This is a genomic window from Alicyclobacillus shizuokensis NBRC 103103 (genome assembly GCF_001552255.1).
GTDB classification, from domain to species: domain Bacteria; phylum Bacillota; class Bacilli; order Alicyclobacillales; family Alicyclobacillaceae; genus Alicyclobacillus_G; species Alicyclobacillus_G shizuokensis.
On record NZ_BCQV01000024.1, the window covers coordinates 1 to 14697 of the forward strand.

The window sequence follows — 14697 nt, forward strand, 5'->3', positions numbered from 1 at the left end:
GGGTCCTATACACGTAGTATACCTCATTGTGGGCGTCGTGCAAGCCTGGAATACGACCTCCAGGTCGGATGACGACCATTCGCATGCAGCATGCCATCACCGCCGCGCTCAGAGATCATCCTGACGGCTCCACGAACCGATGAGTTCGTACCAGCCACCGGTGCCTCTACGAAAGTGCCTGGCGCACTCGTAGGTAGCACGCGGTGGGCTTTTGATCGATTCAGGCGACAAGTTTCACAGGTGATTCCGCCCCCGCAGGCCGTACGAAAAACCGCCACTCAGACATGAGCAGCGGTCTCGCACAAATCAGGAACAAATGGCCTATGTTTTTGCTATATCATTTGCTTTACCTATTTACCGATTCTCGTCGATCGACCTTTACGCTACCATTTGTTGTACTCAAGTATACCTCATGGTCCCCCGAACCCAGATTGACCCTGCCATGTTGCCTGGAAGCAAACGTCCAGTGTACGCCACCGCCAATGCTCCCATTGGTGGTCTGAGCATGCACCGTCGCGTTGGTATCAGATGGGACGCTTAATTCAATGGCTCCATTAGTCGTCGAACACGTCCAATCTCCGCCGATCTCGGACGTCCCCCGAATCCTCCCATTCGTCGTGTGTACGTCGACACGGCCTGCGATATTCTTCAGCGTGACCGTGCCATTACTGGTTCCCACGGTGACGTCACCTCTGACATCCGTCAAGCCGACCACGCCATTGCTGGTATGAACAGTACTGGACGAGTTCATTTGCGCTACTTGCACGGAACCGTTGGACGTCACCACCTCGGTTGATAACGTCTTGGGGACTTGCACGTTCAAGTAAGGATGCGGGCCCGCAAAGCCCCCCATGAAACCGAGGGATGGCCTTGTATTCAAACGCATCTCAAGTACATCCCCCACTTGATGGACAGACCATTGGGCATGAATTTTCCGCTCCGCGTCCCTTGGTGAAAACGCGCCAACGTCCAACTCGCCATCATAGGTCACCTCCGAGCCGGTCGCCCCAGTGACCGTCACCCGAGCGTTCTCGACCTCAATCTGAACCCTCTTGATTCCGTTGCCTACACTCACATGGCCGTTCACGGGTTCCACATACCTCACACCGATGTGCTTCCCGATAAACCCGGATGCCCTTACAGATTGACCGATGCCCAACAACATCACCAGTACAATCAGAACCAGGCTCCATCCGCTCACCTGCACACGCTGCTCGCGGTTCGTGAGATATCCCCAAACCAACTCCACGCCGAACGCGACGAGCAGGATTGGCCATAAGTACTTGAAAACCTCGTAGGATACCAGCCCGCTTATATGCAAGACGATGACGACTCCGATTGCGATAAACGTGAACGCGCTTGTCAATATGCCGATTTTCACTGTCTTCATGGATCTTCCCCCGTCAGCCTTGCTCGGCTTGTTTCATGACTTCTTGCTGTACGTTCGAATCAACCACAGCCCAAACCCTATCAATACGACCGCGAGCAGGATACTGCCGATGTGCATGACTACCAGCATATGCCACACTATCGGAAAAACCTCTCTCACGAGTACCAACAGGCCGACGAGGATGCAGACACCGCCAATCCACAGTGGATTCACGGTGTTTTGTTCGCGCAAGGCCCGTAGCGGATCGATGGCTTGATCCAAATCTGTGGTCAGAGAATCACGGCCAATTCCTGCGTCTCCCGAGTCAGCCGGAATCGATGGGGCTCCCTGTTGCGAGGCCAGTGTATTTATCACTGTTGCCTTTTGCAACGCGTCGAACAGGGAATAGAACCAGAGAATCGCTAACACGAACGGAAACACAAACGGCAACAGCGGAATCAAGATGATACAGGCGAAGAATGCAGCCATGAACTGAAGTCCCCGCTTATTGAGTCCGAGGTACAGGTGACCAAGCCCCGGAAGCCAGGAGAGCACAAATGTCAGAAATGCGCTTTTGCGTGTCAAGGTTGAACCTCCATTCCTTTATTTACATATTGGATAAAAAATGCATCAAACTGTATATTCGGTCTGACAGCACCAGGCCATTTTGCATCAGAGTCGCTCCTAAGCGTGCGAACACACCGAACTGAAACAGGGCCAGAGCGATGGACGCGGCCAGCCCATAATGAACCAGCGTGATGCGAGAAGGAACGTTCCACCGTGGTGCCACGCCTGAATCCCCAAGCTCAGGAGATCTGTCTGCCACTTCAAGGCGTGAGAGCACCGCGTCCACCAGGTTAAGTCCTGATACCTGCACGTCCTCCATCCACACATCCGCCAGACCCAGAACCTCTTGGTGCCAGAGGCGGCACTCTTCGCACGTCTTGATGTGGCGCCGAACGGCCTCGGCCTTCGTCGTCGGCAAGTCCCGCGTCACGAACGCGGCCATCAGGTCTTGAACCTCTGAACACTTCACCGCAACCCTTCTCCTTTCTCGCGCAGCATCCTCCTTGCCCTGTATAGCTGTGACTCGACTGTCTTGACCGACGTTCCCGTCCGTTCTGCAATCTCCTTGTAGGATTGTTGATAAAAATAGAACAGCTTGGTCACTGTGCGATATGGTTCCTGTAACCCCTCCACGAGCTCACGCAATCGCAGGGTCCGTTCCTTGTCCACCAAACTGCGTTCCGGTGTCTCCGAATCGGGCCATTCGTATTCGTCATATAGCGCTTCCCCGTGTCGTTGCCACTCTCGTTCCACCGAGCGTTTCCAATCCAGGCACTTGCGAACCGTAATTTGGTAAAGCCAAGTGGAAAACAAAGCATCCTGCCGAAAACCTGAAAGGGCATGGTACGCCTTGATAAAAACCTCTTGTGCCAGGTCTTCGGCCGCGTGTTCGTCGCGAGTGAACTTCAGGCAGACTCGGTACACCATGCTCTGGTATTTGGCGACCAGTTCGCCATAGGCGTCACGATTTCCGGCCACGGCTTCGTGGATGCACTTGAGTTCGTCCAGAGCACCTCACTCCTCCCGCTCATCCCATTAGACGATAAGGAGCATCGAGCCACTGCACAATCAAATCCTGGCCACTGGTGACGAACGGATCCACATTATGTATGAAATATGGAATTGTAATTCGCACAACATCATTGGTCCGTGTCGAGTTCCAGGAGGTGAGAACCTCACGGCGGGCATGGGGCGAGTTTGAGGGACTTGTATACCCGCCAAATTGTGGGGCGGCATGCCGATTGGAGGATGGCCAAAGAGCTCGTCATTCAGGCTTTGGGGAAAGCGCATCAGCGCTGGTCGAGGATACATCAACACGGGTGAGAGTCGACTGCCGTCCTGCAGGCCAACCAGGGGAGGGCGGCCGCGCCGATGACGCCCGCTTTCGTCCCCAGATGAGCGGGTACAATTGGCACGTCCATGCCGTAGCTTTGGCGGAAGTAATTGTGCAAGACCGCCTCATGCAGGGCGTCGAACAGCGGCGGTCCGATGCGCGCCACACCCCCGCCGATGACAATCAAGTCCGGATCGTACAGGTTCACGATATTCACCAGACCGATGCCTAGATAGGAAAACGCCGTGTCGAGAACCTGCCGCGCCTTTTTGTCTCCACGCGCCGCCAGTTCAGCCACCTGCTCCGCCGTCAGGTCGCGCCTGAACGCCTCGCTCGCCATGCGTGCAATGGCCGTCCCCGACGCCACAGCCTCCAGGCAGCCGCGGTTGCCGCAGTGGCAGCGGGCGCCGGCTGGATCGACAATCATGTGGCCAATCTCGGCAAACCCGCCGGCGGCCCCCTGGCGCACCTGCCCATCCACCACCACGCCACCGCCGATGCCGGTGCTGACGGTGATGTACACCATCTGCCGGCTGCCCTGGCCGGCGCCAAAGCGGTGTTCGGCAATCGCAGCCGCGTTGGCGTCGTTCTCCAGGTATACGGGGAGGCCGTACACCTCATGCAGCTTGTCCCGCAGCGGAATGTGGTCCCATCCCGGCAGGTTGGGCGGACCCAACACCGTGCCGGTGTGCGGGTTGAGGGGCCCGGGAGCCCCAATGCCGATGCCGATGACGTTGGCGTGCCCCACCCGATGCAGCATTTGATCGACGGTGCCGCGAATGCGATGGATGACGGCATCCGGGCCGTCTGTCGCCATCGTCGGCACTTCCAGAGTGTGATGCAGGGTTCCCTGCTCATCGAGAACCCCGGTCAAGATTTTGGTTCCGCCCAGGTCAACGCCAATACTGTACACGGCGGGTGTTCCTCCCTTTCCTAGCGCTGTCGGCGCACCCGCCGCGCGCTCATTCGTGATCGTACGTATCGTAGAGACTGGTCAACTGCAAAGCCTGCGCAAACTCGTCCCGGGACAACGGGTGAGACAGAGACGATTTGGCCACCGTGACCGTACGCGGCGCATCGGCCGACAGGTCGAAGAAGTTGTCGCTGAACACCGCGTCCGCACCGGACAAATCGACCGCCACGTACTTGGCGTACGCCTGCGCCGAAACGCGCACCACAAAGGCGTCGCCCGCGTCCTCCACAGCGGCGGACAGGTGCGGATCGACAAACTCAAAGTGTTTCGCCGGCACCAGCAGCAGCGTTCCCTGACGCACCCCGTCGCCAGTCTCGAAGCTGTATTCGAGATAGGTGCGGCGCCGCACGTCCATGTCTGTGAACACATCGGACAAATCGAGGTCGACGACCTTTTGCGGCGACAGCGCCGGCACCGTGACCGCCTGTTCGTCGGCGCGCAAAACCTGCGACCGCGGGTCGCAGAGCCGCCAGCGCACCGTGCCGGAGACCGGCTGCAAGCGGTCGTTGGTCAGCCACAGCGCCACCTGGCTGCCTTCCTCGCAGGCCGAGATGAGAACCGGATCGAAAAAGCGTCTGGCGAAGTAGTGCAGCGCCTTCCACCGACCATAATAATCGATGCTCGCCCAAGAAGCGACCGGCCAGCAGTCGTTGAGCTGCCAGTAGATGGCCCCCATGCAGCGCCCGCGGTGGCGGCGCCAGTGCTCGACTCCGTACTTGATGGCTTCCGCCTGCAGGATTTGGGACGTGTACACGAGCGCGGGCAGGTCCTTCGGATAACGGAAGTTCTCCGCTAGGTAATATAAAATCTTGCCGTTGGCCGATCCGTTCTTCTGATGATTCTCCATCACGTACGAGAAGACGTTGCGGTCCTCGGGCTCGGTGAAGGTCCCTATCGTCTTGATGGACGGGAAAGACTGAAACCCAAACTCCGAGCAGAAGCGGAAATGGAACTTCCGGTATTCGGTGAACGGCTTGAGCCCGTGCCAGACTTCCCAGTAATGGACGTCGCCGCGGTTCTCGTCGTTCGGGTTGTCAAAGCCGCCCCCCGACGACGGCGAAGCCGGCCAGTAATCCACCTGCGGCGCCTCCTGGCGCGCCACCTCCGCCAACACCTGCTCAAACATCCTCAGGTAGTCCTGGCGCAGGTCATCGGGCTTCGGGAATTGCCAGTCTGCCCAGGCCACCTCCATCTCATTGTTGCCGCAGAGGAGGCCAAGGCTGGCGTGGTGGCGCAGCCGACGCAGGTTGTCGATGGCCTCCTGGCGGATGTTTTCTTCAAACTCGGGCGTCAGCCGATAGACCCCGCAGGCGAACATGAAGTCCTGCCAGACCACGAGCCCCAGCTCGTCGCACAGGTCGTAGAAGTAATCCTCCGGATACAAACCGCCGCCCCAGACGCGGATGAAGTTAAAGTTGGCCGCGACACAGTCTTTGAGCAGCCGCCTGGTTTTTTCCCGGCTACGCCGGGCCAACAGGTTGTCTTCCGGGATGTAGTTGGCTCCGCAAGCGAAGATGCGCACCCCGTTGACCTCAAACAGGAAGGATTCGCCCCACTCGTCTGGTTCCCGCACCAAGCGCACAGTGCGCAGCCCGATGCGCAGCGACCGCGCGTCCCGCGTCCGACCGGCTGCTGCAAGACGCACCTCCACATGATACAGAGGCTGCTTCCCGTAGCCGTTCGGCCACCACAGCTCCGGGTTTTCGATCTCGACCGTCAGCGCGTTGTGCCCAGGCGCCGCGGATTGGCATGCGCGGTGGACCTGCCCATCCGGGGAGGTCACCTCCACCACCAGCTCGAGCGAAGTGTCCTGCCACGCCTCGACGTCCGTCAAGACGTCCAGCCGCACGCGGCCCTCCGAGTGGTGCTGGTCGATGCGCACATCGGCAATCCGGCCGACCCGGTAGGCGCGCAGAAAGATGTCGCGCCAGATACCCAAATCAGGAATCTTCGGGCCCCAGTCCCAGCCGAACATGTAGTGGCCCTTGCGCAGATGCGGAAACCCCTCCACCGAGTCGCCGGGTCCCCAGAGCGGATCCCGCGCGTTGGCCTCTAGGATGTAGTTGAGGGCCGAACGAAAGACGATGCGAATGTGGTTCTGTCCGGGATGGAGCAGATGCTTCACATCGAACTCGTACGTCCGGTGCATATTGTCGGTGTGCGCAACATGCTGACCATTGACCTCAATGGCCGCCAGCGTATCGAGACCCAGGCAGGTCAGCAACACCTTGTCAGCGGCGAGCAACTGCTCATCCACCTGGAACTCGCGCTCGTACTCGTAATCCTGCTTCGCCACATCGAAAACGCGCAGTTCGTTGTCGCGATAGAATGGGTCGGGAATGCGGCCCGCCCGCAGCAGGTCCAAATACACCGACCCCGGCACCTGAGCGGGCACCCACTCCGCCGCATTCACAGCCTTCATGCGCCAGTTGCCGTTCAGATCTATGACCACACGATGTCCTCCTATTCTCTATGTGCCCGTTCGTGCAGCACGAGCATCCCCGATGCTCATCCGGATGCCGCCTTGGCCGCGTAGTACGCACGAATGCGCTCGGCGGCCGGCTTGCCGTACATGCAGTAGCCGCGGTCCGTACTGGCCTGCTCCAAGGGATACAGGTGTGCCGGCCAGTCCCACAGCATATACCCATAGAACCAAGGTTCCTTATCCAACGCAGCAAACAGGGTCCGATAAAACTCGTCTTGTTCCCCGGGATTGGCTTCCCCCGGATGTGTCCAATCATAGGGCGCTTGGGCCGATCCCGTCCGACTTGGGCAACCGACTTCCATGAAGAAAAAGGGTTTGCTCCAGCGCTCGGCAAACGCCCGCAGTTGCTGAACCCGCGCCGGCCAGCTGGCGAGCGCGTAGTAGCCACTGGACGAAATCACGTCCACCGCGTCCCAGAATTGCACACGCTCCTCTTGGTACTTATCGCAGTTATACGTGACCAGCCCGGAATACACGTCCCGGACGCGGGCAACCAGTCTCCGCCAGTCGTCCACTCGCCTATCCGCCTGCACCATCTCGCAGCCCACGCAGAACATCTCACACTGCGTCCTTTCGGCGATGTCCGCGTAATGTAGGATGAAGTCGTCGTAGCTCTTCCACCACGCGCGCCACCCCGGCTCACCCGGCACCTCGTGGTCAAAGAAATTGATATGCGCCCGCCATGTGCCGTCCCGACAATTGACCACCGGTTTGAGGCAGACCTTGATGCCCAGCCGGTGAAAGCGGCGGATGGCGCCAATAACTTCGTCGTCTGTCAGTGTGTCGCCGCCTGCAAAGTCGATGCGCGTGGACTGCGGCTCATCCTGCAACCCTTGAAACGCAAGCGTCACCCAGTTGATGCCCAACTTGACCGCTTCCGCCATCGAGTGCTCCGCCTCTGATGTCGCCCACGTACCGGGAATGCCTACCCAACCCCATGTCAATCCCCGGATATACTCCATCGACGCACCTCTCCCTGTCCGCCCGCGCCGTTCAAGCTCGGCCCCGAGACCAGGATGCATGGCCTCATGACCACACTCTATCGAAATCGCTTACAGGCGAACATGATATTGAATTGAGATTTATGGCGTTTCTATCGTCAATACAGGCTCTGTTCGGATAACAAACAACTAACAGAGACAAACAAGCAGATGTCGTACAGGTGCCACAGCCCCCGCACCGGTTAGTCGTTTTCCAGAAGCTCCACAATCACCTTCAGGGACTCGCCGGCATCCACATAGGCGTATCGACCGCCCTCGTAATCCCCACGTTGGACCAACGGGATGCCCATGGCATCCAATGCCTTCAGTTTCCCCTGCATGTCCTTGACTACAAACGCGATATGATGGACCCCTTCACCGTGCGTGTCGAGGAACTCCTGCCAGGTGCTCGGGCCTCCGACCGGCTCAATCAGTTCAATGTCGACCGATCCCATGTGGAAAAACGCCAGTTTTGCACGCGCATCCGTCGCTTCGCCCCGGTACTCGGTATGCGCCCTGTCCTGCCCATCCGTCAACTGCCAAGACGGGGTTTCCACACCGAAAAATTCCGCGAATTTCCGCGCCGTCTTCTCAATATCACGCACAATGATGCCAATCTGCGTCACAATCTGGGTTCCCAATACACCATTAGCCACGCGAATTCCTCCGTTTCCGCGGAAGGGGCAGATGCCAGCTTCCGCATGGATTCACGGCGCTCTTCACAACCTCGCCTAACAAGCACGAGCGCCGACCCATTGCTTAATTGATTGTAGCGCTTCAACAAGCAAAAACAATTGACATTCCGTGCAAGTATAGTCATCCTGTGTGCTGAATCGGGAGGATGCCCTCAATCGGACAGGCGTCGAGCCCCAGCGCCGCCGCGCGCGCGGGGCGTACGCAGGCTGCGCAGCCAAGCCATCCCCCACAAGCACAACAGAAGCCCCGTCAACCACAAGCCCCACATGTCCTCGTGGCACCACTCGCCCAGGTTGATGGCCTGCCACATCGTGCCCACGAGACCTTCGGCAAAAATCTGTGTCCACTCAAAGGTGCCGACCATCCAGGCCGCCCCTGCCGACAGGGCAGTGACCGCCACGTTGTAGCGCCAGCGCCGCACGGGGTCTTGGTTCGCCCAGCCGTAGGCTCGGGCCATGCACAACCCGTCCAAACCGTCCAACAGACTCATGCCGGCCGAAAACAACAGGGGCAGCACCAGGACGCTCAGGGTTTCCAGAAGACTCCAGGCGTTCGTATGTACATCCCCGATTGTCGCCGTACCGAAAGCCAATAGGGCAATCTCAGTGGCCGTGTCGAAGCCGAGACCAAACAACAAGCCCACAAAGTACATGTGCCAGTCGCGGTTCACCCACCGCAGACTGACGCCGAACACGGTGCTCAGGATCCCCTTGCCTGCCGGCGCCTGCCTGTGCTCCGTGCCCGCATGCAGCCGTCTCTTGCGCAACAGGGTCCACAGCACCACCGCGTTCCAGATGGCCACCACGTAGAGGAAGGTCGCCGAAACCAGAGATCCGGTGAGCGTCAACGCGACCGGGGCGGCGGTGGCCACCCAGTGGCGGCCGCAGACCGCCAGGACGGCAACCAACCCAAACACCACGGTGGAATGCCCCAGTGAGAAATACAGACCCACCGCCCGCGGGCGGGATCCCTCGTGCAAAAGTTTGCGCGTGGTGGTGTCGATGGCGACCATGTGGTCCGCATCGACCGCGTGGCGCAGACCAAACAGGTACGCCATTGGCCCAAGCGTCCACAGGCTCGACAAATGATGGGCCCCCAACCACCACGCGCCCCATCCCAGGCACTGCAGAACGCCCATCACCATCTCCGGAGTGCGGCGACAAGGCGCGCCTTGTGGGCTCAATACTCTCCCCCCCTGTAAGACAGCCTTAATACTTGCGCAGCAGCTGCGGCGTCGCGCCGAACCATTCGCGCCAGATGCGCCCCCGAACAACATGAAAGACCTGCTCCACCTCGTCGGTGGACAATCCGAACACGCGCACCATAAACCCCGGGCCCGGCAGCGGCGACAAGCCGACGCACCCCTGTATACCAAGCCCTTGCACGGACTCGGCCAACACGTTATGCGTCGGGTGGGAGAGCTCATAGCCCATCACCAGCAGTGTCCCGTAATGGGTGTAACCTTCCATCTGGCCGAGGCCCAGGAACGTGTTATCTGGGCACAGCCACTGATGGTCGTACAAAACGGGCCGGTCATCCACCCAAACTGTCAACCACGAGCGAAACTCGCTGTAACGGAACCACCCGCCGTCGGCGGACCAGCCCGGGGTGAGAATCTCCGAATAAAGCAGCCGTGAGGAGGAGCTCATGCGCACGTGTGTGCGCTGGTGATAGCGGGCGTTCTCGTAGGGGATGATGACATCCGGGCGAAAGTCCAAGCAGCCGCCTGGCGCCAGTTCGATGGCGAGGGACTGTGTGACAGGCCGCACCGGACTCTTGTATACCTTGGTCGCGGACTGTGTGGTTAACACCGCCCGCGATCCGCTCTCACAGACCACGGTCAGCTCGTACGCGTCCCCCTCCACACACCCGCCGCCCACGTGAATCAGGTATAATTGTGGATCTGGCCCCACTCCGTACACCGGGCGGGACAAGCGAAACTCGCCTTCTTCGACCAGGGACTCAATCTCGGTCCGCCCCCGCCGCTCCGCCAACTCAATCCACAACCGCCCCGTCAACTTCGGACAGCGGGAGTCAGAGCCCGGCCAAGAATGCGTGCTCATGCAACCACCCCACCACTTCGGCCACACCAACGTCATCCCGCAGATTGGTCAGAAACAGTGGACGCCCCGCCCGTGCCCGCAGCGCATCTTGCTCCATGACTTCCAAGCGGGCTCCGACGTACGGTGCCAGGTCAATCTTGTTGATGATGAGCAAGTCAGATTTGATCATCCCCTGCCCGTTCTTGCGCGGAATCTTCTCCCCCTGGGCCACGTCAATCACGTAAATGGAGAGATCGACGAGCTCCGGGCTGAAGGTTGCCGACAGGTTGTCGCCACCGCTCTCGACAAAAATGACATCCAGGTGTCCGTGACGCTGAAGCAGTTCGTCCATCGCGGCGAAATTCATGGAAGCATCCTCGCGGATGGCGGTGTGCGGGCACCCGCCCGTCTCGACCCCGATGATGCGGTCCTCGGGCAGCACCCCTGCGCGGATGAGGTAATTCGCGTCTTCCTTGGTATAGATATCATTGGTAATGACTGCAACACTGAGCTGCGGATACAGCTGGCGCGTCAGTTTATCCACCAACATGGTCTTGCCGGCGCCAACCGGGCCGCCAATGCCAATACGCACCGTGTCCAAACCGGAATCCCTCCTGACGACTAGGACATGAAGATTCGCACGTGAACCTGGCTGTGCCGCAGCTGGGCCATCTCCAGTCCCGGGGATACCGCGCCAAAGTCGCAATCCTGCAGTTGCAGCACCCTGCTGACGGAGTCGGGAATCTGGGCGCGCAGCGCAAACAGCAACAGCTGTCCATCGGTCTGCCCCAGCGGGATGGCGCGCACCCCGTTCTGCACCTGGACAGCCAAACTGCTGTACAAATAGCCGGCCAATCCAAGCGGCATGTCGATCCCGGCGGCGTGCGCAGCCAATCCATACACCACCGCAGGATGCCCATGAACACGACCGGCCCGAACGCCCTCCGCATATTCCCTCAGCAGCGTGTCCTCTGGAAACAAGGAGCGGGCAGTCACCACCAACCGAGTGCCCATGCGGCACGCCGCGCCGCGGGTCTCCTGCGGAACGTTGTTCACATACAGACGCTCGTCCACGCTGGCGATCCGCCCGAAGTCGTGGTCTGCAGCCGCCTCGTGAACAATCCGGAAAGCGAAGCCATCCGTGTACACCAGCGGCCCTCGCAGATAGGCCTCCAGGTACTCCCGAAACGTCGCCGCATCACACACGCGGCCGTCCTGGATGTACGTCTCCAGCCCCAACGAGTGAGCGTAAGCGCCGGATGGAAAATTGGAATCGTACAATTGAAGAAGGGTTAACAGCGCGTCCAGCATGTCGACAGTCAATCATGCCCGTGCCCGTGACTATGGCCGTGCTCCGCGATATGCCGAAACGGCTCCCGCAGCACCCGCTCTTCACGGGCAAAAGGGACGTCGAGGCTGACAAACAACTGCTCCAGCAGTGGATCGTCGGCGACGATAAGGGTGTCCCCCTCAAACTGGGCCGGCACATGACGGTTCCCCAGACGGTGCGCCACCTCGCCCATCTCCCGCAATGACCTGGGGGAAACCACCAGCACAGGCTCCGGCAACACCGACACCACGACAGCCGCCTCATCATCCATCCACAGGATATCTCCATCGTGCAAAGTTCCGCTGTCCGCCGGCAGCCGCAGCCCCAGTTCCCGCCCTGATTCTGTGCGAAGCCGCTGTATGCGTTTCAGCAGCGCGTCCGAATTCACCCACACCCTATCCAACCGGCGGGAACCCGCGGCGTCCCGGTGTACATTGCCCACCACCTTGGTGCAAATCACGAAAAAACCTCCGTTTCTCTTGTGGTCATGGGCCGGCGACGGATGGAGCTGCCAGTGCTCAAAACAGAAAGTACCTCTGCGCCATCGGCAACCTATCCGCAGGTTCACAGTGAACCGGCTCCCCATCCACCCGCACCTCATAAGTCTGCGGATCGATCTCGATCTCCGGGGTCAGGTCGTTGTGCCGCATGTCCGACTTCTGCAGACGCCTCGTCCCCGACACGGGCAGCGTACGTTTGTGCAAGCCCAGCCTCTGGCCAATCTGGCTCTCCTGCGCCACCTGGGAGACAAAGGTCACGCAGGTGTCAAACCGCGCCCCGCCCAGAGCTCCGAACATGGGACGATACAGGACAGGCTGGGGCGTCGGGATGGAGGCATTGGCATCCCCCATCGCCGAGAGCACAATCATGCCGCCTTTGAGCACCAGGTCGGGCTTGATCCCGAAAAAGGCCGGATCCCACAGGACCAGGTCCGCCAGCTTTCCTTCCTCCACCGAACCCACATAGTCGCTGATGCCATGGGTGATGGCCGGATTGATGGTGTACTTCGCGACATACCGCTTCACCCGCGCATTGTCCCCCACCCGCCCGGCATCCTCCGGCAGCTTCCCGCGCTGGCGCTTCATTTTGTCCGCCGTCTGCCAGGTGCGGATAATCACCTCGCCGACACGCCCCATCGCCTGCGAGTCGGAACTCATCATGCTGATGGCGCCCATGTCGTGCAGAATGTCCTCCGCCGCAATCGTCTCTGGGCGAATCCGCGAGTCGGCAAACGCGATGTCCTCCGGCACGTTCGGATCTAGGTGGTGGCAGACCATCAGCATGTCAAGGTGTTCAGCTACCGTGTTCACGGTGAACGGACGAGTCGGATTGGTGGAGGACGGCAGGATGTGGGGATACGAAGCCACTTTCATGATGTCCGGAGCGTGTCCTCCCCCGGCGCCCTCCGTATGATAGGTATGAATCACGCGTCCCGCAATGGCCTCCAGCGTCCGTTCGACGAACCCGCTCTCGTTCAACGTGTCAGTATGGATGGCCACCTGCACATCCATCTCATCAGCGACCCGCAGGGCCGCGTCTATCGCCGCCGGCGTGGAGCCCCAGTCCTCGTGCAGCTTCAACCCAATCGCGCCAGCCTCCACCTGCTCCACCAGCGGATCCGCATGGGACGCGTTGCCCTTGCCGAGAAACCCCACGTTCACGGGCAACCCGTCGGCCGCACGCAGCATCCGGTGCAGGTTCCATACGCCGGGTGTGCACGTCGTCGCGTTCGTACCGTCCGCCGGGCCGGTGCCCCCGCCGAGCATGGTGGTGATCCCGGATGCCAACGCCGTCGGCACCTGCTGCGGAGAGATGAAGTGAATGTGCGCATCCACGCCCCCCGCTGTGAGGATTTTCCCCTCGCCCGCAATCACCTCGGTGCCCGCGCCAATCAGGATGTTGACCCCGTCCATTACCCATGGATTGCCCGCCTTGCCGATGGCCGCAATGCGACCATCGCAAATCCCGACATCCGCCTTGTATATCCCGGAGGCGTCCACAATCACCGCGTTCGTGATCACCAGATCCATCACCCCATCCGCCCGCGTGGCGTGAGGGTGCTGTCCCATGCCGTCCCGAATCACTTTTCCCCCGCCAAATTTCACCTCGTCCCCGTACACGGTGAGGTCTTTCTCGATCTCGATGAACAGCTCCGTGTCGGCCAACCGCACGGCATCCCCGGTCGTGGGACCAAACATGTCCGCGTACTGTCTGCGGGACATCCAAAGTGTCATGGCTCGGTTTTCTCCTCCAGTGGACCTTCCGCGCGGGCGTTGAACCCGTGCACGCGGCGCTCCCCGGCAAACGGCACCAGTTCCACCGTCCGGGCATCCCCCGGCTCAAACCGAGCTGCCGTTCCGGATGGAATATTCAGGCGCTTACCCCACGCCTGCGAGCGGTCAAAGACCAGCGCCTCGTTGACCTCATAGAAATGATAGTGAGAGCCCACCTGAACCGGCCTGTCGCCGCGATTGACCACGGTCACCGTGACCACCGGCCTGCCCTCGTTGCATGTTATCGGATCGTCCAAAAGTACATATTCTCCCGGTATCAAAGCCACTCCACCTTTGATGAAAGTTCAGGGTCTTGCCCAGTGGATCCGGCGCGACGGCTCCGCTACTACGAGATGGGATTGTGCACAGTGACCAATTTGGTTCCGTCCGGAAACGTCGCCTCCACCTGAATCTCAGGGATCATTTCGGGAATTCCTTCCATGACATCGTCGCGCGAGAGCACCTGTCGGCCCAATACCATCAGTTCCTCCACCGACTTGCCGTCCCGCGCACCTTCCAAGATCTCGCAGGTGATGAGCGCCACAGCCTCAGGGTGGTTCAGCTTCAACCCCCGCTCTCTCCGCCGCCGCGCCAAATCCCCCGCCACGACCAGCAACAGTTTTTCCGTCTCCCTATCGGTCAGTCTCAC

Annotated in this window: 16 protein-coding genes; all 16 read right to left on the reverse strand. The window is 60.1% G+C overall.

Annotated elements, in window-relative coordinates; genetic code table 11:
• Positions 1–346 precede the first annotated feature (346 nt).
• The 16 genes from ASH01S_RS10250 to ASH01S_RS10325 all read right to left on the reverse strand — a co-directional run bounded on the left by ASH01S_RS10250 (position 347) and on the right by ASH01S_RS10325 (position 14697).
• A complete protein-coding gene (locus ASH01S_RS10250) occupies positions 347–1390 on the reverse strand; it encodes a DUF4097 family beta strand repeat-containing protein (protein ID WP_067927451.1) in 1044 nt (347 codons plus the stop codon).
• A 33-nt stretch (positions 1391–1423) separates the two neighbouring features.
• Positions 1424–1954 (reverse strand): hypothetical protein, encoded by a 531-nt coding sequence (locus tag ASH01S_RS10255; RefSeq protein ID WP_067927452.1) that lies wholly within the window; start codon positions 1952–1954, stop codon positions 1424–1426.
• A gap of 22 nt (positions 1955–1976) precedes the next feature.
• Entirely contained in the window at positions 1977–2405 is a 429-nt protein-coding gene (locus tag ASH01S_RS10260; RefSeq protein WP_067927455.1) for a zf-HC2 domain-containing protein, read from the reverse strand.
• On the reverse strand, positions 2402–2914 hold the full coding sequence (locus ASH01S_RS10265) for a sigma-70 family RNA polymerase sigma factor (protein WP_067927458.1): 513 nt from the start codon (positions 2912–2914) through the stop codon (positions 2402–2404). The genes ASH01S_RS10260 and ASH01S_RS10265 overlap by 4 nt, the downstream gene beginning before the upstream one ends.
• 332 nt (positions 2915–3246) lie before the next feature.
• Positions 3247–4182: an ROK family protein gene (locus tag ASH01S_RS10270; protein WP_067927461.1), complete on the reverse strand. Its 936-nt coding sequence runs from the start codon at positions 4180–4182 to the stop codon at positions 3247–3249.
• A gap of 49 nt (positions 4183–4231) precedes the next feature.
• The gene (locus ASH01S_RS10275) at positions 4232–6694 is read right to left on the reverse strand and encodes a beta-mannosidase (RefSeq protein WP_306302860.1); all 2463 of its coding nucleotides are present in this window, start codon (positions 6692–6694) and stop codon (positions 4232–4234) included.
• Between the two features lie 56 nt (positions 6695–6750).
• Positions 6751–7689 (reverse strand): glycoside hydrolase family 113, encoded by a 939-nt coding sequence (locus tag ASH01S_RS10280; RefSeq protein ID WP_067927465.1) that lies wholly within the window; start codon positions 7687–7689, stop codon positions 6751–6753.
• Positions 7690–7910: 221 nt separating this feature from the next.
• Entirely contained in the window at positions 7911–8363 is a 453-nt protein-coding gene (locus ASH01S_RS10285; RefSeq protein WP_067927468.1) for a VOC family protein, read from the reverse strand.
• A gap of 191 nt (positions 8364–8554) precedes the next feature.
• On the reverse strand, positions 8555–9586 hold the full coding sequence (locus tag ASH01S_RS10290; RefSeq protein ID WP_067927470.1) for a HoxN/HupN/NixA family nickel/cobalt transporter: 1032 nt from the start codon (positions 9584–9586) through the stop codon (positions 8555–8557).
• Between the two features lie 25 nt (positions 9587–9611).
• Positions 9612–10466, reverse strand: a complete 855-nt coding sequence (locus tag ASH01S_RS10295) for an urease accessory protein UreD (RefSeq protein WP_067927473.1) — start codon at positions 10464–10466, stop codon at positions 9612–9614.
• Entirely contained in the window at positions 10438–11046 is a 609-nt protein-coding gene (ureG, locus tag ASH01S_RS10300; protein ID WP_067927476.1) for an urease accessory protein UreG, read from the reverse strand. The genes ASH01S_RS10295 and ureG overlap by 29 nt, the downstream gene beginning before the upstream one ends.
• Positions 11047–11066: 20 nt before the next feature.
• Positions 11067–11768: an urease accessory protein UreF gene (locus ASH01S_RS10305; RefSeq protein WP_157067087.1), complete on the reverse strand. Its 702-nt coding sequence runs from the start codon at positions 11766–11768 to the stop codon at positions 11067–11069.
• Positions 11765–12235, reverse strand: coding sequence for an urease accessory protein UreE (locus ASH01S_RS10310; protein ID WP_067927481.1), 471 nt, complete (start codon positions 12233–12235; stop codon positions 11765–11767). The genes ASH01S_RS10305 and ASH01S_RS10310 overlap by 4 nt, the downstream gene beginning before the upstream one ends.
• 58 nt (positions 12236–12293) lie before the next feature.
• Entirely contained in the window at positions 12294–14009 is a 1716-nt protein-coding gene (gene ureC / locus ASH01S_RS10315; protein WP_067927483.1) for an urease subunit alpha, read from the reverse strand.
• Positions 14006–14329: an urease subunit beta gene (locus ASH01S_RS10320; RefSeq protein WP_067927485.1), complete on the reverse strand. Its 324-nt coding sequence runs from the start codon at positions 14327–14329 to the stop codon at positions 14006–14008. Before ASH01S_RS10320 ends, ureC begins: the two co-directional genes overlap by 4 nt.
• A 65-nt stretch (positions 14330–14394) precedes the next feature.
• Positions 14395–14697, reverse strand: a complete 303-nt coding sequence (locus tag ASH01S_RS10325; protein WP_067927489.1) for an urease subunit gamma — start codon at positions 14695–14697, stop codon at positions 14395–14397.

Excerpts from the sequence above, each read along its gene's own strand:
- ASH01S_RS10250 (WP_067927451.1), bottom strand. The coding sequence starts at position 1,390 with ATGAAGACAGTGAAAATCGGCATATTGACAAGCGCGTTCACGTTTATC.
- ASH01S_RS10295 (WP_067927473.1), bottom strand. The coding sequence starts at position 10,466 with ATGAGCACGCATTCTTGGCCGGGCTCTGACTCCCGCTGTCCGAAGTTG.
- ASH01S_RS10280 (WP_067927465.1), bottom strand. The coding sequence starts at position 7,689 with ATGGAGTATATCCGGGGATTGACATGGGGTTGGGTAGGCATTCCCGGT.
- ureC (WP_067927483.1), bottom strand. The coding sequence starts at position 14,009 with ATGACACTTTGGATGTCCCGCAGACAGTACGCGGACATGTTTGGTCCC.